The sequence below is a fragment of the Streptomyces sp. BRA346 genome (genome assembly GCF_052851135.1).
Map to the genome: position 1 here is coordinate 20,905 of NZ_JAIWIH010000022.1, position 19,813 is coordinate 40,717.

Annotated in this window: 15 protein-coding genes and 1 pseudogene; 2 read left to right on the forward strand and 14 right to left on the reverse strand. The window is 72.1% G+C overall.

Annotated features, from left to right (window positions below; all coding sequences use genetic code 11):
• Nucleotides 1–13: 13 nt before the first annotated feature.
• The 4 genes and pseudogenes from LCH29_RS24740 to mshD form a co-directional block, all read right to left on the reverse strand.
• On the reverse strand, nucleotides 14–1,240 hold the full coding sequence (locus tag LCH29_RS24740) for a CHAD domain-containing protein (protein WP_446464093.1): 1,227 nt from the start codon (nucleotides 1,238–1,240) through the stop codon (nucleotides 14–16).
• A 219-nt stretch (nucleotides 1,241–1,459) separates the two neighbouring features.
• Nucleotides 1,460–1,885: pseudogene (locus LCH29_RS24745) on the reverse strand (CHAD domain-containing protein); the annotation flags it as partial.
• Between the two features lie 16 nt (nucleotides 1,886–1,901).
• Entirely contained in the window at nucleotides 1,902–4,157 is a 2,256-nt protein-coding gene (locus LCH29_RS24750; protein WP_446463934.1) for an RNA degradosome polyphosphate kinase, read from the reverse strand.
• Between the two features lie 269 nt (nucleotides 4,158–4,426).
• Nucleotides 4,427–5,359 (reverse strand): mycothiol synthase, encoded by a 933-nt coding sequence (gene mshD / locus LCH29_RS24755; protein WP_446463935.1) that lies wholly within the window; start codon nucleotides 5,357–5,359, stop codon nucleotides 4,427–4,429.
• Between the two features lie 177 nt (nucleotides 5,360–5,536).
• Here mshD and LCH29_RS24760 point away from each other — a divergent pair, with 177 nt between their 5' ends.
• Nucleotides 5,537–7,360 (forward strand): bifunctional metallophosphatase/5'-nucleotidase, encoded by a 1,824-nt coding sequence (locus tag LCH29_RS24760; protein WP_446463936.1) that lies wholly within the window; start codon nucleotides 5,537–5,539, stop codon nucleotides 7,358–7,360.
• Between the two features lie 61 nt (nucleotides 7,361–7,421).
• Here the strand turns inward: LCH29_RS24760 and LCH29_RS24765 are convergent, their stop codons facing one another.
• Complete coding sequence (locus LCH29_RS24765; protein WP_446463937.1) at nucleotides 7,422–8,597, reverse strand: macrolide family glycosyltransferase; 1,176 nt, start codon at nucleotides 8,595–8,597, stop codon at nucleotides 7,422–7,424.
• A 570-nt stretch (nucleotides 8,598–9,167) separates the two neighbouring features.
• The gene (locus tag LCH29_RS24770; protein ID WP_123107280.1) at nucleotides 9,168–11,690 is read right to left on the reverse strand and encodes an ATP-dependent Clp protease ATP-binding subunit; all 2,523 of its coding nucleotides are present in this window, start codon (nucleotides 11,688–11,690) and stop codon (nucleotides 9,168–9,170) included.
• 462 nt (nucleotides 11,691–12,152) lie between these two features.
• On the opposite strand from LCH29_RS24770, the gene LCH29_RS24775 reads away from it, so the two are divergent.
• Entirely contained in the window at nucleotides 12,153–12,815 is a 663-nt protein-coding gene (locus LCH29_RS24775) for an SCO3374 family protein (protein ID WP_446463938.1), read from the forward strand.
• Nucleotides 12,816–12,820: 5 nt separating this feature from the next.
• On the opposite strand, the gene LCH29_RS24780 is transcribed toward LCH29_RS24775, so the two are convergent.
• The 8 genes from LCH29_RS24780 to LCH29_RS24815 form a co-directional block, all read right to left on the reverse strand.
• Entirely contained in the window at nucleotides 12,821–13,156 is a 336-nt protein-coding gene (locus LCH29_RS24780) for a histone-like nucleoid-structuring protein Lsr2 (RefSeq protein ID WP_123107278.1), read from the reverse strand.
• 219 nt (nucleotides 13,157–13,375) lie between these two features.
• On the reverse strand, nucleotides 13,376–13,897 hold the full coding sequence (locus tag LCH29_RS24785) for an amino-acid N-acetyltransferase (RefSeq protein WP_123107277.1): 522 nt from the start codon (nucleotides 13,895–13,897) through the stop codon (nucleotides 13,376–13,378).
• Between the two features lie 22 nt (nucleotides 13,898–13,919).
• Nucleotides 13,920–14,315, reverse strand: coding sequence for a BlaI/MecI/CopY family transcriptional regulator (locus LCH29_RS24790; protein ID WP_009716896.1), 396 nt, complete (start codon nucleotides 14,313–14,315; stop codon nucleotides 13,920–13,922).
• A 112-nt stretch (nucleotides 14,316–14,427) separates the two neighbouring features.
• Nucleotides 14,428–14,622 (reverse strand): hypothetical protein, encoded by a 195-nt coding sequence (locus LCH29_RS24795; RefSeq protein ID WP_446463939.1) that lies wholly within the window; start codon nucleotides 14,620–14,622, stop codon nucleotides 14,428–14,430.
• 34 nt (nucleotides 14,623–14,656) lie between these two features.
• The gene (locus LCH29_RS24800; RefSeq protein ID WP_446463940.1) at nucleotides 14,657–15,460 is read right to left on the reverse strand and encodes a hypothetical protein; all 804 of its coding nucleotides are present in this window, start codon (nucleotides 15,458–15,460) and stop codon (nucleotides 14,657–14,659) included.
• Nucleotides 15,461–15,934: 474 nt separating this feature from the next.
• On the reverse strand, nucleotides 15,935–16,732 hold the full coding sequence (locus tag LCH29_RS24805) for a type III pantothenate kinase (RefSeq protein ID WP_009716893.1): 798 nt from the start codon (nucleotides 16,730–16,732) through the stop codon (nucleotides 15,935–15,937).
• Between the two features lie 162 nt (nucleotides 16,733–16,894).
• Complete coding sequence (nadC, locus tag LCH29_RS24810) at nucleotides 16,895–17,947, reverse strand: carboxylating nicotinate-nucleotide diphosphorylase (RefSeq protein ID WP_446463941.1); 1,053 nt, start codon at nucleotides 17,945–17,947, stop codon at nucleotides 16,895–16,897.
• A complete protein-coding gene (locus LCH29_RS24815; RefSeq protein WP_446464094.1) occupies nucleotides 17,944–19,755 on the reverse strand; it encodes an L-aspartate oxidase in 1,812 nt (603 codons plus the stop codon). Before LCH29_RS24815 ends, nadC begins: the two co-directional genes overlap by 4 nt.
• Nucleotides 19,756–19,813 lie beyond the last annotated feature (58 nt).

Below are 19,813 nucleotides of genomic sequence, written 5' to 3' on the forward strand. Positions count from 1 at the left end.
TGGCGTTCTGTCGTCAGGAAGCCTGGCCCACGACCCGCCGCCACATCCGGCCGAACGCGAACCGGGCCGCCTCCACCTCGTGCCGCTGGTCCGCGTGCAGCACGCCGAGCGCGTACGCCGTCGCCGGGGCGATCCGCGGCGTACGGGCCGCGGCCGCCGCGGCGGCGGCCGCCTCGGCCGCGTCGCGGTGCCGCTCCAGCGCCTGCCCGGCCGCCTCCAGCCGGGTGGCCTGCGACGGCTCCGCGTCCGTCGCCGCGGGCCGCGCCGCCATCAGGTCCAGCACCTCCAGTGCGTAACGCCGCATCCGCACCAGCCGCCGCACCTGGTGCCAGGGCGCGTCCTGCCGGTCGCTGGCGGGCGGCGAGTCGGCGGCGGGCGTCGCTGCGAGCCCGTGGACCAGCGCCTCCGCGTTGTACGGATGCCCCGCACGGCCCAGCGGAAGCGCCTCCACCGCCTCGATCAGCCGCCGGTTCGCCAGCTCGGCCAGCGGCGGCAGCACCTGCTCGGCGGGCCGCCCGGCGGCCGCCTCGTCGAGCGGCACCTCGGAGGCGAGCAGCGCGACGGTGTCGGCGACCGCGTGGAAGCGGGACGAGCCGAGCGCCTGGAGCGCGGCGGTGTGCGCACGGGTCCGGGCCAGGGTGAGCTGACGCTCCAGCAACGCCCCGGCGCGCGCGGCCCCCACGGTCAGCGCCCCGCCCCGGGCCTCCTCCGGATCCCCGGCCCGCTGGTGCGCCGCCGAACGCCGCTCCTCCGCACCGCCGCCGCCCCGCGTCCGCGCCCGGGCCGGTTCCGCGCCCCGCGCCCGTCCCCCGTCGGCCCCGGTACGCCCCGCCCCACGCCCCGCCCGCGCGGCCTGGCGGCCCGGCGCGGCGTCCTCGGCACCAGCCACACCCGCGCCAACCGCACCCGCGTCCCGGCCGGTCCGGCCCGACACGTCCGTACCGTCGGCGGCCCCCGCCGCACGCCCGGCCGCGTCCTCGGCCTCTCGCTCGCCGTCCGCGCCCCCGGCCGTGCCGCCACCCTGCGCACCGGCGCCGGGCCCGTGCGTACCGGCCGCGTGCGTACCGGCCGGGGCGGGCGGGCCGTCCGGCCGGGTGTCGGTGTTCCACTCCTCGTCGTGCTCGTACGGGCGGCGGGGCGGCGCCGTGCGGTCGGGCGCTTCCGCCGTCTCCTCCGGGCCCGGGCCCGGGCCGCCGCCGCGGGGGGCGCGGGGGGCGGGGTCCGGGGTTCCGGTGGCCAGGGAGACGCTGCGGCGGGCGGTGCGGGAGGAGCGGGGGGCGGCGCCCGCGGCGCCGTCGATCCCCGCCGTGACCCCGCCGCGCGCGGTGCGGGCCGCGATGGTGGTGGACCCGGAGGCCCCCACAGCCTCCGGATCCACGCCGGTGGCCGCCGGTTCCCCGGCCGCCGCGTCCCCCGACGGCGTCCGGTCCGGCAGTCCCCCCGCGCCCGAGAGCCGGTGCAGGGCGTCGCGCAGCCGGGCGAGCCGCCCGGCGTACGCGTGCTCCAGCGCCAGCGTGCCCGACAGCCAGGCCAGCTCGGCGCGCAGCTGGTCGGACCAGGCGGTGTCGGTGATCGGGCGGTAGACGGAGAGCGCACCGCTGATCCGGCGCGCGGCGCGGCGCAGCAGGCGGGCAGCCTCGGCCGCCTCCTCGACGTCGGCGCCGCTCTCGCCGTGCAGCCGCAGGCTGCGCAGGAAGTCCCCCGCCTGGGTGTGCAGATACTCCGCCAGCACCTCGCCCGCGGTGGCGGGACGAGCAGGCTGGTGCCCGGACGCCGTCGCCACGGGCGGCTCCGCCGCATGCTTCGTCATGTCGTACCCCCCGGGACCCACGGCTGCGGCGGCGGTGCGGGGCGGGGTGCCGGGTCCGGCCCCGGTCCCGGTCATCCCGACCAGCGGCAGGTCATGTCGTTGAACCACGCCGTCGCCTCCGGGCGTCTATGAGCATCTCCTGTACGTTCCGCAGCGGCTGTCCGTCCGCGTCCGTCGCATGCCGGGTCCAGCCGCCGTCCGGGCCCAGGTGCCAGGAGGAGGTGGAGTCGGACATGCCGGTCTCCAGCAGTCGGTTGAGCGAGGCGCGGTGGCCCGCGTCGGTGACCCGTACCAGCGCCTCGATGCGGCGGTCCAGATTGCGGTGCATCATGTCGGCGCTGCCGAGCCACACCTCCGGCTCGCCGCCGTTCCCGAACGCGAAGACGCGCGAGTGTTCCAGGAACCGGCCCAGGACGGAGCGGACCCGGATGTTCTCCGACAGCCCCTCGACGCCCGGCCGCAGGGCGCAGATGCCGCGCACCCAGACGTCGACCGGCACCCCGGCCTGCGACGCCCGGTAGAGGGCGTCGATGACGACCTCGTCCACCATCGAGTTGACCTTGATCCGCACGAAGGCGGGCCGCCCGGCGCGATGGTGGGTGATCTCCTTGTTGATGCGGGTGACGAGCCCGTCGCGCAGCGACTTGGGGGCGACGAGCAGCCGCCGGTAGTTCTCCCGCCGCGAGTAGCCGCTGAGCCGGTTGAACAGGTCGGAGAGGTCCGCGCCGACCTTGGGGTCGGCGGTGAGCAGCCCCAGGTCCTCGTAGAGCCGGGCCGTCTTGGGGTGGTAGTTGCCGGTGCCGACGTGCGCGTAGCGGCGCAGGGTGTCGCCCTCCTGGCGGACCACCAGGGACAGCTTGCAGTGGGTCTTCAGCCCGACCAGGCCGTAGACCACGTGGCAGCCGGCCTCCTCCAGCTTGCGCGCCCACTTGATGTTGGCCTGCTCGTCGAACCGGGCCTTGATCTCGACCAGCACCAGCACCTGCTTGCCGGACTCTGCGGCGTCGATGAGCGCGTCGACGATCGGCGACTTGCCCGACGTCCGGTAGAGCGTCTGCTTGATCGCGAGGACGTCCGGGTCCGCGGCGGCCTGCTCGAGGAACGCCTGGACGGAGGTCGAGAACGAGTCGTACGGGTGGTGCAGCAGCACATCGCGCTCGCGCAGCGCGGCGAAGATGTCGGGCGCGGAGGCGGACTCCACCTCGGCCAGGTCGCGGTGGGTGCCCGCGACGAACTTCGGGTACTTCAGCTCGGGCCGGTCCGAGGCGGCTATGTCGAACAGCGCGGTGAGGTCGAGCGGGCCGGGCAGCGGGTACACCTCGGCGTCGGAGACCTTCAGCTCGCGGACGAGCAGATCGAGGACGTACGGGTCGATCGACTCCTCGACCTCCAGCCGCACCGGGGGCCCGAAGCGGCGCCGCAGCAGCTCCTTCTCCAAGGCCTGGAGCAGGTTCTCCGCGTCGTCCTCCTCGACCTCCAGGTCCTCGTTGCGGGTCACCCGGAACATGTGGTGCGCGAGCACCTCCATGCCGGGGAACAGCTCCTCCAGATGCGCCGCGATCACGTCCTCCAGCGGCACGTACCGGTGCGGGGAGGCCTCCAGGAAGCGGGAGAGCAGCGGCGGCACCTTCACCCGGGCGAAGTGGTCGTGGCCGCTGACCGGGTTGCGGACCACCACGGCGAGGTTCAGCGACAGCCCCGAGATGTAGGGGAACGGATGGGCCGGGTCCACCGCGAGCGGGGTCAGCACCGGGAAGATCTGCTGGCGGAAGAGGGTGAAGAGGCGGGACTGCTCCTTCTCCGTGAGGTCCGCCCAGCGGATCAGGTGGATGCCCTCCTCGGCGAGCGCCGGGGCCACGTCCTGCTGGTAGCAGGCGGCGTGCCGGGCCATGATCTCGCGGGACCGGGTCCAGATCTGCTCCAGCACCTCCCGGGGCTGGAGCCCGGACGCGGAGCGGGTGGCCACGCCGGTCGCGATGCGCCGCTTCAGACCGGCGACCCGCACCATGAAGAACTCGTCCAGGTTGCTGGCGAAGATCGCGAGGAAGTTCGCCCGCTCCAGCAGCGGGGTCGCCGGGTCCTCGGCCAGCTCCAGCACCCGCTCGTTGAACGCCAGCCAGCTGCGCTCACGGTCCAGGAACCGGTTGTGGGGCAGCTCGGTGCCGTCCGGGTCCGCCCCGCCGCCCTCTTCCTCGTAGGTGTCCGGATCGGCGTCGAGATCGGGATCCAGCGCCCGCACGGGCGGGGCGGCGACCGCGTGCGGACGGTGCGCCGCGATGGACCCGACCGACGGCTGGGGCTGGGGCTGCGGGACGTGGACCGGTGCCTGACCGCTGGACTCGTTCATGACCTCATTGTTCCGCGCCGCGGCGACACGCGGCGTGGCGGAAGGCGGCGCGGTAGCGGCACGGAGCCTCCGGTTCGAGGGATGGGGCACAGCGGGCTGCATTCAGTGATGCTTGCAACCGAGATTGAACCGTCGGTAACGGAGACATGGCGTTTGGGAAATCGGGACCCGTCCCGCAGGAGTCCCGACCACCCCTCCCGGAGCCTCCGGTTCCGCCCGGAAGACCCCGTCTGTCCCGGTCGGCCGCCCCTCGCCCGTACTCCTTGCCCTCAGGTCTCGGTTCGATACATGAGATCCGTCTCGTGCGTGACGAACCCGAGCCGGTCGTAGACGGACACGGCGGCGACATTGTCCGCGTCGACGTACAGCATCGCGGTCGGCAGCCCCTGCGCCGCCAGGTGCCGCAGCCCGATCGCGGTCAGCGCCCGGCCGAGACCGCCGCCCTGCGCGTCCGGCCGCACCCCCACCACGTACACCTCGCCCAGCCGCTCCTCGGCGTGCACCTTCGTCCAGTGGAAGCCGACGATCTCGCCCGCGCGCTCGGCCAGGAAGAACCCGGCGGGATCGAACCACCCCTCGCCCTTGCGGTCGTCCAGGTCGCGCTGGGTGAGCGCGCCCTGCTCGGGGTGGTGGGCGAAGGCGGCGGCGTTCGCGGCGAGCCACGCCGCGTCGTCCTCACCGGGCCGGAAGGTCCGTACGGTGACGCCCTCCGGAAGCGTGGGCTCCGGGATGCCCAGCTCGTCCGGCGGGCCCAGCGGACGCCGCATCTGCCGCAGCTCGCGGAACAGGGTCAGCCCCAGCACCTGCGCCAGGTGCCGCGCCGAGGCGTGCCCGCCGTGCGCCCACACCCGCAGCCGCTTCCCGGACTCCTTCAGCAGCGTCACGCCCAGCGCCCGGCCGTGCCCGCGGCCGCGGTGCGCCGGACGCACCACCAGCTCGGCGGCCGGGGCCTCCACCGGGTCGGTGTCCTCCAGCTGCGCGTAGCCGACCAGCTCCCCGCTGGGCTCGCGCAGCACCAGATGGCGCACCCCCTCCCGGCGCCCGCGCAGCTGCAACCGCCCCTGCTCGGACACCGCCTGCTGCCCGTCGGCGCGCGCGGACTCGGCGATCAGCCGCAGCACGTCCTCCACCACTGCGGGCGCCAGCTCCTCCAGCACCTCGATCCGGCGGGCCCCGGCCGTCTCGTTCACCACGTCATCCATGGGACCGAGCGTACGTCCGCCCCCTCCCCCGGCAAGCCGCCGGACTCCTCGCCCCCGGCCCGGGTCACCCGGTTGACCACCGGCAACCAGCTCGTAACCTCCATCCCCCTGCCCCGCTACGCGCGTTGACCGTAAGCTGCCGCCCACCACTCACCACGGGGCACACAAGGGGACGACATGTCAGCGAGACCTCAACGGCGCGGAGCGGCACGCCGGTTGGCCACCGGAGTCGCGGTGCTGGCCACCGCCGCCGGGGTGCTGTCCGCCGCGAACCCGGCGGGGGCCGACGCCAAGGGGGCCGACGCCCAGCGGCACCGGCCCGGCCGCACCGTCGACGTACAGCTGCTGTCCTTCAACGACCTCCACGGAAACCTGGAGCCCCCGCAGGGCTCCTCAGGCACCGTCACCGAAACCCAGCCGGACGGCACCACGAAGGCCATCCCGGCCGGTGGCGCCGAATACCTCGCCACCGCGCTCCGCCAGGCCCGCAAGGGCCACGAGTACTCCGTCACCGCCGCCGGCGGCGACATGATCGGCGCGAGCCCGCTGATGTCCGGCCTCTTCCACGACGAGCCGACCATCGAAGCCCTCAACAAGCTCGACCTCGACGTCACCTCCGTCGGCAACCACGAGTTCGACGAGGGCCGCGCCGAACTGACGCGCATGCAGAAGGGCGGCTGCCACCCCAAGGAGGGCTGCTACGAGAAGGGCAAGACCTTCAAGGGCGCCGACTTCCCCTACCTGGCCGCCAACGTCACCGACGACAAGACCGGCAAGCCGATCCTCAAGCCGTACACCGTCTGGCGCCACAAGGGCGTGAAGGTCGGCTTCATCGGCGTCACCCTGGAGGGCACCCCCGACGTCGTCACCGCGGAGGGCGTCAAGGGCCTGACGTTCCACGACGAGGTCGAGACGATCAACAAGTACGCCAAGGAGCTCCAGCGCAAGGGCGTGAAGTCGATCGTCGCCCTCATCCACGAGGGCGGGCTGCCCGCCTCCGCCGCGTACAACGCCGACTGCGACAACGGCGGCGCGGGCAAGGGCATCTCCGGCCCCATAGTGGACATCGCCGAGAACGTCACCCCGACGGTCGACGCCCTGGTCACCGGCCACACCCACCAGGCCTACGCGTGCACGATCGCGGACCCCTCCGGCACCCCGCGCACCGTCACCTCCGCCGCCTCCTTCGGCCGCCTCTACACCGACACCACCCTCACCTACGACCGCCGCACGAACGACATCGTGCGCACCACGGTGAAGGGCGCCCACGCGGCGAACCACGTCGTCGACCGCGACCGGCCCAAGGCCGCCGACATGACCTCGCTCATCGGCCGCTGGAACAAGCTCGCCGCCCCCGTCGCGGGCAAGCCCGTCGGCTATGTCTCCGCCGACATCAACGGCCGAGGCGCCGGGACGTACGAATCCCCGCTGGGCGACGTCATCACCGACGCCCAGCTCGAAGCGCTCGCCCCGGACGACAAGGGCGGCGCGCAGATCGCCCTCATGAACCCCGGCGGCATCCGCTCCGACCTCGCCTACAAGGCGTCCGGCAGCGAGGGCGACGGGGTCGTGACGTACGGCGAGGCGTTCACCGTGCAGCCCTTCACCAACATGATGAACGTCATCGACCTGACCGGGGCCCAGCTCATCACCGCGCTCCAGCAGCAGGTCAGCGGCTCCAACGAGGCATCCCCCAAGATCCTCCAGGTGTCGAAGGGCCTGACCTACACCCTCGATCTGACCAAGTCCGGCAAGGACCGGATCGTCACCGACACGGTGAAGCTGAACGGTGAGCCCATCGACCCCGCCAAGACCTACCGCGTCGCGATGAACGAATTCCTCGCGGGCGGCGGCGACGGCTTCCCCGCCTTCAAGGACGGCAAGAACAAGCTCGTCGGCGCCTCCGACCTGGAGGCGCTCAACGCCTACCTGGGCGCGCACTCCTCGGCGTCCACGCCCCTGGCCCCGCCGAAGGCGGACCGCATCACGATCGTGAAGTGACCGCGTGACGTGACCGCGCCTGCGGCCCGGCCCGGCTTACGGACCGGGCCGCAGGCGTGTCTCAGCCCAGCATCTCCTCGATCAGGTCCGCGGCCCGCACCGTGCCGCCCTCGGCCCGCACCTGGTCGCGCAGCTCGGCCGCCCGCCGGGCCACGCCCTCATCCGTGGTGAGGTCGAGCAGCGCGGCGCGCAGCACCTCGGCGGTCGCGTCCGCCGTGTCGACGCGGCGGGCCACGCCCAGTTCGACGAGCCGGTCGGCGTTCACCGGCTGCTCGGCCCCCTGCGGTACGGCGATCATCGGCAGCCCGCAGTACAGGCCCTCGCCGCTGCTGCCCATCCCCGCGTGGGTGACGAACGCGTCGGCCTGCTCCAGGATCGCCAGCTGCGGCACCCACGGGTGGACCTCGACGCCTGCCGGGACGTGCCCCAGCTCCTCCGGGTCGACGTAACGGCCGATCTGGAGCACGACATGCCACCCGGGCAGATCGCCGAAGGCGGCCAGGCACTCCCGGTAGAAGCCGGGCTGCCGGGTGTACGCCGAGCCCAGGGAGACCAGCAGCACCTTCTCGGCACCGGCGGGGCGTTCCCACCGGCCCTGGTCGGAGCGGTCGCCGAGGCACGGCCCGACGAACGTCACCACCTCCTCGTCCACCCGGTCCGCGTTCGGCTGCATGGCCCGGGGGATGAGCGCGATCGCCCGCCCGGGCGGCCCGCTGAAGGCGTTCACGTCGGTGGTCGTCGCCCCGCAATCGGCCAGCCACGCGGCGAACTTCGCCTGGTACGCGTCGGCCCCGGGCAACGCCATGAGGTGCGCCGCGACCTCTTCTTCGTAGCCCTCCCAGCCGACGAAGGACGGGGAGAGCTGCACCGCCGGGCGCCCCTGCGCCTCGGCGAGCGCCCGCCCGGCGTACCCGCCGATGTCGTACAGGTAGAGGTCGGCCGGGTCGTTGTCGTACGCGGCACGCAGCTGCGGCAGCGCCTGGATCGCGTCGTCCAGGAAGACGGTCATCGCGGCGATGGGGTCCTCGGGCCAGTCGTTGTCGGCGACGGGCAGCGTCGAGCCGTACGGCACGAATGCGGCACCGGTCGGCTTGATGACGTCCGCCAGATACGCGTCATTGGCGTACGTCACGCGGTGGCCGCGCGTCACCAGCTCCCGGATGATCTCGAGGCTGGGGAGCGTATGGCTGATGGCGGGAATGCCGACCATCGCGATATGGGCACGGCGACGGGACATGAGAGATCACTCGATTCAGGTCTACGGCGAATGGGACACGACGAGCCGGCGCAGCGGCGATCTCACCGGTGCGCTGGAGAGGGCGGCGTGTCAGCCGTAGATCTGAAGAAACGAGTCCATGGGCGTACGCTACCCGGGCCGTTCGCGCCGCCGCCTCCCCTTTTCGCGCCCCGCCCGCCGAACTCAGCCCGCCATAAGCGACCCCTCAGCGGCGGGTCATAGGGTCGACCCTGCGACGGGCCGCCCGTTCTCCCCCCCTCTCCCGGCGGGCCGTCGCCCTCAAACGCCCTGGGCGCCCTCAAACGCCCTGGGAAATGCCGCGGCCCTTTCCTCAGCCCGGCACCGGCCGCCCTCCGCATTTCGTGCACCGGTTCTTTCAAGACGGAATGCGCGGCATTTCCGCCACCGGCCCACCGGTCGGCGGTCCGACCGCCACGCCGCGGATATCGCCACGGGCCCGTAGCGGCCCGAGAAGGCCCGCAGAGGGCCGCGGGCGGCCAGGACGACGAAAGGGGCCGCCGGACCGTGCGAAACGGTCCAGCGGCCCCTCAGCCGCTCACAAGGTGACGCTTATGCGTCCTTGCTCAGGTTCGGGCCTCCGCCGGCGGCGGACTCGATCGGCGGGGTGTCCGGCAGCGCCGACTTCTCCTCGCCGCGGAAGGTGAACTTCTTCTCCTCACCCTCGCCCTCGGTGTCCACGACCACGATGTGGCCCGGACGCAGCTCGCCGAAGAGAATCTTCTCCGACAGCACGTCCTCGATTTCCCGCTGAATGGTCCGGCGCAGCGGCCGGGCACCCAGCACGGGGTCGTAGCCCCGCTTGGCGAGCAGCTTCTTGGCGTCACCGCTGAGCTCGATGCCCATGTCGCGGTCCTTGAGCCGCTCGTCCACCTTGGTGATCATGAGGTCGACGATCTGGATGATGTCTTCCTCGGTGAGCTGGTGGAAGACGACGGTGTCGTCGACACGGTTCAGGAACTCGGGGCGGAAGTGCTGCTTCAGCTCCTCGTTGACCTTGGCCTTCATCCGCTCGTAGCCGGTCTTCACATCGCCCTGGGCGGCGAAGCCCAGGTTGAAGCCCTTGGAGATGTCCCGGGTGCCGAGGTTGGTGGTCATGATGATCACCGTGTTCTTGAAGTCCACGACCCGGCCCTGGGAGTCGGTCAGCCGACCGTCCTCCAGGATCTGGAGCAGCGAGTTGAAGATGTCCGGGTGGGCCTTCTCGACCTCGTCGAAGAGGACCACGGAGAACGGCTTGCGGCGCACCTTCTCGGTGAGCTGGCCGCCCTCCTCGTAGCCCACGTATCCGGGCGGGGAGCCGAAGAGCCGCGAGACGGTGTGCTTCTCGCTGAACTCCGACATGTCGAGCGAGATCATCGCGTCCTCGTCGCCGAAGAGGAACTCGGCGAGAGTCTTGCTGAGCTCGGTCTTACCGACACCGGACGGGCCCGCGAAGATGAAGGAGCCGCCGGGGCGCTTGGGGTCCTTGAGGCCCGCACGCGTACGCCGGATGGCCTGCGAGAGCGCCTTGATGGCGTCCTTCTGGCCGATGACGCGCTTGTGCAGCTCGTCCTCCATGCGCAGCAGCCGGGAGGACTCCTCCTCGGTCAGCTTGAAGACCGGGATACCGGTGGCCGTGGCCAGGACCTCGGCGATCAGCTCCTCGTCGACCTCGGCGACGACGTCCATGTCGCCGGCCTTCCACTCCTTCTCCCGCTTCGCCTTCGCGGCCAGGAGCTGCTTCTCCTTGTCGCGCAGGCCCGCGGCCATCTCGAAGTCCTGCGAGTCGATCGCGGACTCCTTCTCCCGGCGCACGTCGGCGATCTTCTCGTCGAACTCGCGCAGGTCCGGCGGCGCGGTCATCCGGCGGATCCGCATCCGGGAACCGGCCTCGTCGATCAGGTCGATCGCCTTGTCCGGCAGGAAGCGGTCCGAGATGTAGCGGTCGGCCAGGGTGGCGGCCGCGACCAGGGCCGAGTCCGTGATCGAGACGCGGTGGTGCGCCTCGTAGCGGTCCCGCAGACCCTTAAGGATCTCGATGGTGTGCGGCAGCGACGGCTCGGCGACCTGGATGGGCTGGAAGCGGCGCTCCAGGGCCGCGTCCTTCTCCAGGTACTTCCGGTACTCGTCGAGCGTCGTCGCACCGATGGTCTGAAGCTCGCCCCGCGCCAGCATCGGCTTGAGGATGCTCGCGGCATCGATCGCGCCCTCGGCGGCACCCGCACCCACCAGGGTGTGGAGCTCGTCGATGAACAGGATGATGTCGCCGCGGGTGCGGATCTCCTTGAGGACCTTCTTCAGGCGCTCCTCGAAATCACCGCGGTAGCGGGAGCCGGCGACCAGGGCACCCAGGTCCAGGGTGTAGAGGTGCTTGTCCTTGAGGGTCTCGGGCACCTCGCCCTTGACGATGGCTTGGGCCAGTCCCTCGACGACCGCCGTCTTACCGACGCCGGGCTCGCCGATGAGGACCGGGTTGTTCTTGGTGCGGCGCGAAAGCACCTGCATGACCCGCTCGATCTCCTTCTCGCGCCCGATGACCGGGTCGAGCTTGGATTCGCGGGCGGCCTGCGTGAGGTTGCGGCCGAACTGGTCCAGGACGAGCGAGGTGGAGGGAGTGCCCTCCGCCGGACCGCCGGCGGTGGCGGCCTCCTTGCCCTGGTAGCCGGAGAGCAGCTGGATGACCTGCTGCCGCACCCGGTTCAGATCGGCGCCCAGCTTCACGAGGACCTGGGCGGCGACGCCCTCGCCCTCGCGGATGAGGCCGAGCAGGATGTGCTCCGTGCCGATGTAGTTGTGGCCGAGCTGAAGGGCCTCGCGGAGCGACAGCTCCAGGACCTTCTTGGCACGGGGGGTGAAGGGGATGTGCCCGGACGGGGCCTGCTGGCCCTGACCGATGATCTCCTCCACCTGCTGGCGGACCGCCTCGAGCGAAATCCCGAGGCTCTCCAGGGCCTTAGCGGCGACACCCTCACCCTCGTGGATCAGGCCCAGGAGAATGTGTTCGGTGCCGATGTAGTTGTGGTTGAGCATCCGGGCTTCTTCCTGAGCCAGGACGACAACCCGCCGCGCGCGGTCGGTGAACCTCTCGAACATCGTTAATCGCTCCTCAGAGCGGTCAGAAAGATCGGGGACGATCCCCTCCCTGTCCTTCCGCATGCTAGTCCCGCAACCCGGGACAGCTCATTCCAACTGCCGACAACCGTCCGGATCGGCCCCACTCTCACAGGGCGCACAGCAGATGGCCTCCTGCCCGAACAGCCGACAACTGCTCCAACCCGATGGTGCGAGACGATGTTCCCGCAGGCCAGGCATATACGCCCACCGTCAGTACGCCGATGGCGAACGCCCCTTTCTCCCGACACGCGGACCGCCCCTCCCACTAGGGATGTCTTACCCGCAAGCACGGACACTCCATGCCGGTCGGGCCGGTTCCCTCCGCTACGGGCGAACAACCTTGCGCCAGTTCACCACCCCTGCACGCCCCCATCCGATCACGCCATGCGGTTGTCCGCCCACGGGACGTAACCTTCGGAGAGGGAGACAGTTTCTCTGGGCATGATCCCCACCGCCACGGCGCCGTCCGGCCGCTCACAGGACCGCCCGGCCCCCGGAGCGTGCTCATCCGCGCAGGGCGCGTGCTCATCCGCACAGGGCGCACCGGGGTGCGCGCGGTGGTACGAACGGGGGCTGAACTGGCCGACGACCGGCAGCGGTCCCGTCGAGCTGCTCACGGGGGTGGCATTCGACGTACTGGAGCTGCCGGCCGTCGCCGGTTTCGCGCTGCTGCGGCGCGTACCGCGGACCGGTCCGGTCGCGGTGGAGGGCCCCTGGATGCGGCTGCTGGTGGCCGCGGGCAGCGCCGACGAGCTGCCGGGGCTGCTCGACTGGCTGGAGTGGGGCGGGGTTCCGCTGGATCTGACCGCACTCGGCGCCGGCGGCCGGATCACCGCTCCGTGCCCCTCCGCCGCATGGCCTCCGCCCGGGGAGCCCGGGTCCGGGACGTCCGCTGAACGGTGCCCGCAGGAGGCCGCCGTATGGCTGCGGCCTCCCGAGCCGGGGGGCGGGGTGGAGCCGACGCTGCCGGTGACAGGCTTCGGGGGCGATGGGGGCGCCCCCGACCTCGTGCGGCTCGTGGGTGCGGCGGCCACGGAGTGCCACCGAGCCCGGTTGCTGCGCGCCCGACCACTGCCCAGGCAGCGGCGAGCCGGGGAAGGGTGACGCGCTCAGCCGTTGGCCTTCTCGTACGCCTCACGAACGGTCGCCGGAACACGGCCGCGGTCATTGACCTCGTAGCCGTTCTCCTTGGCCCAGGCGCGAATCTTCGCGGTGTCCTGGCTGCCGCCCGACGCCGCACGCGCCTTTCCACGGCCACCGGAAGCCCGGCCGCCGGTGCGACGGCCGCCCTTGGTGAACGGCTCCAGGGCGTCCCGGAGCTTGTCCGCGTTGGCGGTGTTGAGGTCGATCTCGTAGCTCTTGCCGTCCAGCGCGAACGTCACGGTCTCGTCCGCCTCGCCGCCGTCGAGGTCGTCGACAAGAAGGACCTGAACCTTCTGTGCCATGGGGTTCCTTTCAGGGAAAACGGGGGGTCGGGGCGCGGCGTTAGCCGCTGATGTCACACCCCCCAGGTAATTACACTACGGGAGAATAGGAAACCGCTTTTCCCGGAAAAACACAAACCCTCCGGGAAGGTTCGACCGATCGACCATGCGGGAAGGCTGATGGAACCCACTGTTCCGGAGCTATGTGATAGGGGCGCGATTCGGACATAGGGACCGCGATCACAGTTGCAGAAGCATCCGGCTGTTGCCAAGGGTGTTCGGCTTCACCCGTTCGAGACCGAGGAACTCGGCGACGCCCTCGTCATAGGAACGCAGCAGCTCGCTGTAGACATCCCCGTCGACCGGCGTCTCGCCGATCTCCACGAAGCCGTGCTTGGTGAAGAAGTCGACTTCGAAGGTGAGGCAGAAAATGCGCCGGACGCCGAGCCAGCGCGCCGTCTGCAACAGCTTGTCGAGCACCAGGTGGCCTACACCACTCCCCTTGTGAGCGGGATCCACCGCGAGAGTACGAACCTCCGCGAGGTCTTCCCACATGACGTGGAGTGCGCCGCAGCCAATGAGCTCGGCGTCCTCGTCCCGCTCCGCGACCCAGAACTCCTGGATGTCCTCGTAAAGGGTCACCGTGGCTTTGTCGAGCAGGATGCGATCGCTCACGTAGGAGTCGATGAGCCGGCGCACGGCTCGTACATCGCTGGTCCGGGCGCGGCGGACGGTGACTACTTTTGATAGTGCAGAGGACATGCCCGGACGCTATCGCCCCGGCTCATCGCCCCGACTCACCGGGGCTCTCTCCCGGCTCACCGAGTTGTGCGACGCGCATGGCATCCCGCAGTGCATCTCGCTGCTCTTCGGACATCATCCCGAAGAACGCGACGAGGGCGGCCGCCGGGTTGTCACTGGTTGACCACGCTTCGTTCATCAGTGCGGCCGAGTAGGCGGCCCGGGTGGAGACCGCGGCATATCGATAGGCGCGGCCTTGCACCTCCCTGCGGAGCCAGCCCTTGTGATGGAGGTTGTCCATTACGGTCATGACCGTCGTGTAGGCGATCGAGCGTTCTCGCTGAAGGTCTTCCAGGACTTCTCGGACCGTGACCGGGCGGTTCCACTTCCACACCCGCGTCATGACCGCGTCTTCCAGCTCTCCCAATGGCCGAGGCACATGTGAATAATAGTGGGAGATGTGCCGAATGTCGGGAGATGTACGCCGCGAAAGGCCGCACGCCCCGGGATGCGGAGACATCCCGGGGCGTGGTGGTTGGTGCGGGGGAGCGTCAGGACGCGTCGCGGCCCGGCGCGTTGCCGGCCGCCGCCGTGCGGTCCGCCTCGGCGCGGGCGAGCGCCGCGTCCACGAGGTGGTCTTCCTTCGCCTTGTTGGCGCCACCCTGGCTCTTGATCATCGTCACGATCAGAAAGGTGAAGGCCACGGCCATCACCAGGGGCGGTACCAGCGCGGAGACGTAATCCATGGCAATCGGCCTCCTTTTGCTCGATGTCCCCAGATTACGCGGCGCCCGCGTCGGCCCCCGCGCCGGGGCCGAGCCGGGACTCGTCCTCCGGCGGCGGGGAGGGGCGGCGGCGCTTGGGCGGGAAGACCTCGGCGGGCGTCGGCACCGGCCGGTGCGGGCGCGGGGTGCCACGCCCCGGCTCACGCCGCTTCGGCTCCTCGCGGTCACCGCGGTCGGGCGCGGGGGTGGGCTTCTTGCGCGGCTCCCGCTTCGGCTCCTCGTCCTTCAGCACCGGCCCGCCTGCGCCCCCTTCCGGCCCGGCCGCCCCTCTTCCGGTTCCGACGCCGCCCGGCAGGGCGCGCAGGCGGGCCTCCACGGGGCGGGGGCGCGGCGGCCCGGCGGCCACGGCGCGCGTCGCGAGCCGGGCGCGTACGCCGCGCTCGGCCAGGCGCTCACAGTGGCTCAGCAGCGTGCGGCGGCGCGCGGCCTCGCCGTCCGACACGGTGGCCCGGCACAGCGCGCGCAGCGCGGCCAGGTCCTCCGGGAGCGGCTCGTAACCGGCCGCCAGGGCGCCCTCGAGCTGCTCCAGATAGCCGACGGCGGCGCCGGGGAGAGCGGCGCGGTAGCGGGCCAGCTCGTCGAGCAGGAACGCTCGCAGCCGCCCGCCCTCGCGGACCGCCTCGTCCACGGCCTCGGCGAGCCGGAAACAGTCCTGGACCTCTTCCGCCCGGTCCGGGCCGAGCGGGCCGGGGGGAGTGACGGGTTCGGGTTGGAGGGCGATGGCGAGGGCGCGTCGGAGCACACGCAGCTCATCCGCACTGAACGCCATTCCGCCGCGGGATCCATAGGGCGTGGGCATGGGAGGACTTTAAGTGCTAAGCGGACAAATTTCGCTGAGCGGCGGGCGGTGCGGCGCGTTGCGGGGGCGGCCATTCGGCGGTGGGAGCCGGGGCACGGGCCGCCTCCGCACCGGAAGTCCGCCCGAGTCCGCCCGGAGCACGTGCGGTGCCCGTCCGGCGCCCGTCCGGAGTTCGGACCGGGTGTCTCCGGGCAGGGGCGGGCAGCGGCCGGGCGGGTTCCGCTTGTCGATCCCGAATTCGACGGGACGGCATTCCTCGACTGTGCCTCGGCACGCGCTGGAGTGCCCTCACCGGCGCCCCGCCGAATGAACAGCGCGATGAGAGCGCGCGGAATTCGTTTCGTAATGCCGCCAATACCGCCGAGTTCGCAGGTGAACCGTTGTTTTCGGCGCGATCGGGAGCCGAACGGCCCGATCAGCGCCGATCAGCCGGATCAGCGCTGTCCAGCTCAGTTCAGCTCCGTCCAGCTCAGTTCAGCCGCGCTGGACGTTGCGCTCGTAGACCAGCCGCAGGCCGATCAGGGTGAGCCAGGGCTCGTGCTCGTCGATCACCGAGGCCTCGCCCAGCACCATCGGGGCCAGACCGCCGGTGGCGATCACCGTCACGTCCTCGGGGTCCTGGGCCAGTTCACGCGCCATGCGCCGGACGATCCCGTCGACCTGGCCCGCGAAGCCGTACAGGATGCCGGACTGCATGGCCTCCACGGTGTTCTTGCCGATCACGCTGCGCGGGCGGGCCAGCTCGATCTTGCGCAGCTGCGCGCCGCGCACGCCCAGCGCCTCGACCGAGATCTCGATGCCGGGCGCGATCACCCCGCCCACGTACTCGCCGCGCGAGCTGACCGCGTCGAAGGTGGTCGCGGTGCCGAAGTCGACGACCACGCACGGGCCCTCGTACAGCTCGACGGCCGCCAGGGCGTTGATGATCCGGTCGGCGCCGACCTCCTTGGGGTTGTCCATCAGGATCGGCACGCCGGTCTTCACGCCCGGCTCGACCAGGACGGACGGCACATCGCCGTAGTAGCGGCGGGTGACCTCGCGCAGCTCGTGCAGGACGGAGGGGACGGTGGAGCAGATCGAGATGCCCTCGATGCCGTCGCCCAACTCCTCCCCGAGCAGCGGATGCATCCCCATCAGGCCCTGGAGCAGGACGGCCAGTTCGTCGGCGGTGCGGCGGGCGTCGGTGGAGATCCGCCAGTGCTCGACGATCTCGTCGCCGTCGAAGAGGCCGAGGACGGTGTGGGTATTCCCCACGTCGATGGTCAGCAACATGGGCGACCCCGCTTCCGGTCGGGCTCACGGCAGAGGGCGAGTTCTGGGGTGGTGGGCGGGGCGCATGGGCCACCCCGCTTCGGACCCGGCTCACGGCAGAGGGCGAGTTCTGGGGTGGTGGGCGGGGCGACGGGCGGGCCGATGGTCAGCAGCATCGCCAGTTCACCCCGTCTCGCGCAGGTCCAGGCCGATGTCCAGGATCGGGGACGAGTGGGTGAGCGCGCCGACCGCCAGGTAGTCGACGCCCGTCTCCGCGTACGTACGGGCGTTGGCCAGCGTCAGACGGCCCGAGGACTCCAGCGCGGCCCGGCCCGCGACCAGGTCGACCGCCTCGCGGGTGCGCTCCGGGGTGAAGTTGTCCAGCAGGATCAGATCCGCGCCCGCCTCCAGGATCGGCGGGATCTGGTCCAGGGTGTCGACCTCGACCTCGATCGGCAGGTCCGGGAACTCGGCCCGTACGGCGCTGAACGCCTGCGCCACGCCGCCCGCCGCGACCACGTGGTTGTCCTTGACGAGCGCCGCGTCCGACAGCGACATGCGGTGGTTGACGCCGCCGCCGCAGCGCACCGCGTACTTCTCCAGGGCGCGCAGCCCCGGCGTCGTCTTGCGGGTGTCGCGGACCTTCGTCTTCGTGCCCTCCAGGGCGTCGGCCCAGGCGCGGGTCGCGGTCGCGATGCCGGAGAGGCGGCACAGCAGGTTGAGCGCGCTGCGCTCGCCGGTGAGCAGGTCGCGGGTGCGGGTGCGGACGCTCAGCAGCTTCTGGCCGGGCTCGACCCGGTCGCCGTCCTCCACGTGCCGCTCGACCTCGAACTCGTCCGTGCAGACGACGGACAGGATCGCCTCGGCGATCCGCAGCCCGGCCACGGTGCCCGCCTCACGGGCGGTGAAGTCGCCGGTGGCGAAGGCGTCCTCGGGGACGGTGGCGACCGTCGTCACGTCCACGCCCTGGTCGAGGTCCTCCTCGATCGCCATGTGCGCGATGTCCTCGACCTGGACGGGGTCGAGCCCGGCCCCGGCCAGCAGCTCGGCCAGGTCGGGGTCGAGGCCGCACTCCATCGGGTCGAGCCCGTACGCGCCGTCGTCGGCGCCGCTGCCGCAGGCGCAGGCGCTGCCGCAGCCACCGCCCTCGCCGCCGCCCGGGACGCCGATCTGGAGCAGCGGAAGGGCCGCGGACTGGGGCGGACTCTGCTGGCGGTCGTCGGAGGTGCTGCTCACGGGTGGGACTCCGTCTCGGGTCGGGTGGTGGGTGAGGGGAACGCCGCGGAGTCCGTCGTACGGACGTCGAGCGAGCCGTCGGGGCCGAGCGTGACCAGGAGGTGCCGCTGCCACGCCGCGTCGTCCCGGTCGGGGCGGTCCTCCCGCCAGTGGCAGCCGCGGGTCTCCTCGCGCCGGAGCGCGGCGGCCACCAGGACCCGGGCGACGAGGAGGAGGTTCGTCGCCTCCCAGGTCTCGACGCCGGGCTCGGCCGTCTTGCCGTCGCGGTGCAGCGTCTCCACGGCGTCCTCCCGGACGCGGTCCAGCTGCCGGGCGGCGTGGGCGAGGCTTGTCGCGGAGCGGAGGACACCGGCGCCGGTGGTCATGATGCGCTGGACGGCGTACCGGGCCTCGGGGGCGAGCAGGGCCCCTCCCCCGCCCCGGGCCGACGCGCCGGTGGCCGCGCCCGCGCCCTGCGGTGCGGTCTCCGGTGTGGGCTCCGGCGTGGGACTCGGTAGGGGACCCGGTATGGAGGGCCGCTCGGCGATGTCCGCCGCGATGCGCTCGGCGAAGACCAGGCCCTCCAGCAGCGAGTTGGACGCCAGCCGGTTCGCGCCGTGCACGCCCGTGCAGGCCGTCTCCCCGCACGCGTACAGCCCCGGCACCGTCGTACGCCCCCGCAGGTCCGTCCACACCCCGCCGCTGGCGTAGTGCGCGGCGGGGGCCACCGGGATCGGCTGGGTGACGGGGTCGATGCCGTGGGCCCGGCAGGCGGCCAGGATCGTCGGGAAGCGGTGCTCCCACATCCGGGCGCCGAAGTGGCGGGCGTCCAGGTACATGTGCTCCGTGCCCTGCTCCCGCATCCGCCCCATGATGCCCTTGGCGACGATGTCCCGGGGCGCCAGCTCGGCCAGCTCGTGCTGCCCCACCATGAAGCGCACCCCGTCCGCGTCCACGAGATGGGCGCCCTCGCCGCGCACCGCCTCGGACACCAGCGGCTGCTGCCCCTCGGCGTCCGGGCCGAGCCACAGCACCGTGGGGTGGAACTGGACGAACTCCAGGTCGCTCACCTCCGCCCCGGCGCGCAGCGCGAGGGCGACGCCGTCGCCCGTGGAGACGGCGGGGTTGGTGGTCGCGGAGAAGACCTGGCCCATGCCGCCCGTCGCGAGGACGACGGCGCCCGCGTGCACCGCGCCCACGCCGTCCCGCGCGCCCTCGCCCATGACGTGCAGGGTGACGCCCGCGGCACGGCCGGAGGCGTCCTTGAGGAGGTCGAGCACCAGCGCGTTCTCGACGGTGTCGATCCCGGCCGCGCGCACCGCGCCGACCAGGGCGCGGGAGATCTCCGCGCCGGTCGCGTCGCCGCCCGCGTGGGCGATGCGGCGGCGGTGGTGGCCGCCCTCGCGGGTCAGCAGGATCTCGCCGGTGTCGTCGTCGGCGTCGAAGCGGGCGCCGGTGCCGATGAGCCTGCGCACGGCGTCGGGGCCCTCGGTGACCAGCATCCGCACGGCCTGCTCGTCGCACAGCCCGGCACCCGCGACGAGCGTGTCGTCGAGATGCTGCCCGGGGGTGTCGCCCTTGCCGAGGGCGGCGGCTATGCCGCCCTGGGCCCAGCGCGTGGATCCGTCGTCGAGGCGGGCCTTGGTGACGACGGTGACCTTCGCCCCGGCGGCGGCGCAGCGCAGCGCCACGGTCAGGCCCGCGACGCCCGAGCCGACGACCACGACGTCGGCCTCGGTGGCCCAGCCGGGCGCGGGGGCGCGCAGGGCGGTGGCCGGGGCGGCGGGGGCCGGGGGCCTGCTCGTCGACCCGTGCTGCGGCTCGTTCATCGGCTCATCCGTCGGCTCATTGGTCGGCTCATTGGTCGGCTCGTTCATCGATTGGCTC

Bases quoted from the DNA above. Each gene is read 5' to 3' on its own strand.
- LCH29_RS24750 (WP_446463934.1), bottom strand. From the start codon at position 4,157: ATGAACGAGTCCAGCGGTCAGGCACCGGTCCACGTCCCGCAGCCCCAG.
- mshD (WP_446463935.1), bottom strand. From the start codon at position 5,359: ATGGATGACGTGGTGAACGAGACGGCCGGGGCCCGCCGGATCGAGGTG.
- LCH29_RS24760 (WP_446463936.1), top strand. From the start codon at position 5,537: ATGTCAGCGAGACCTCAACGGCGCGGAGCGGCACGCCGGTTGGCCACC.
- LCH29_RS24765 (WP_446463937.1), bottom strand. From the start codon at position 8,597: ATGTCCCGTCGCCGTGCCCATATCGCGATGGTCGGCATTCCCGCCATC.
- LCH29_RS24770 (WP_123107280.1), bottom strand. From the start codon at position 11,690: ATGTTCGAGAGGTTCACCGACCGCGCGCGGCGGGTTGTCGTCCTGGCT.
- LCH29_RS24775 (WP_446463938.1), top strand. From the start codon at position 12,153: ATGATCCCCACCGCCACGGCGCCGTCCGGCCGCTCACAGGACCGCCCG.
- LCH29_RS24780 (WP_123107278.1), bottom strand. From the start codon at position 13,156: ATGGCACAGAAGGTTCAGGTCCTTCTTGTCGACGACCTCGACGGCGGC.
- LCH29_RS24785 (WP_123107277.1), bottom strand. From the start codon at position 13,897: ATGTCCTCTGCACTATCAAAAGTAGTCACCGTCCGCCGCGCCCGGACC.
- LCH29_RS24795 (WP_446463939.1), bottom strand. From the start codon at position 14,622: ATGGATTACGTCTCCGCGCTGGTACCGCCCCTGGTGATGGCCGTGGCC.
- LCH29_RS24800 (WP_446463940.1), bottom strand. From the start codon at position 15,460: ATGCCCACGCCCTATGGATCCCGCGGCGGAATGGCGTTCAGTGCGGAT.
- LCH29_RS24805 (WP_009716893.1), bottom strand. From the start codon at position 16,732: ATGTTGCTGACCATCGACGTGGGGAATACCCACACCGTCCTCGGCCTC.
- LCH29_RS24815 (WP_446464094.1), bottom strand. From the start codon at position 19,755: ATGAACGAGCCGCAGCACGGGTCGACGAGCAGGCCCCCGGCCCCCGCC.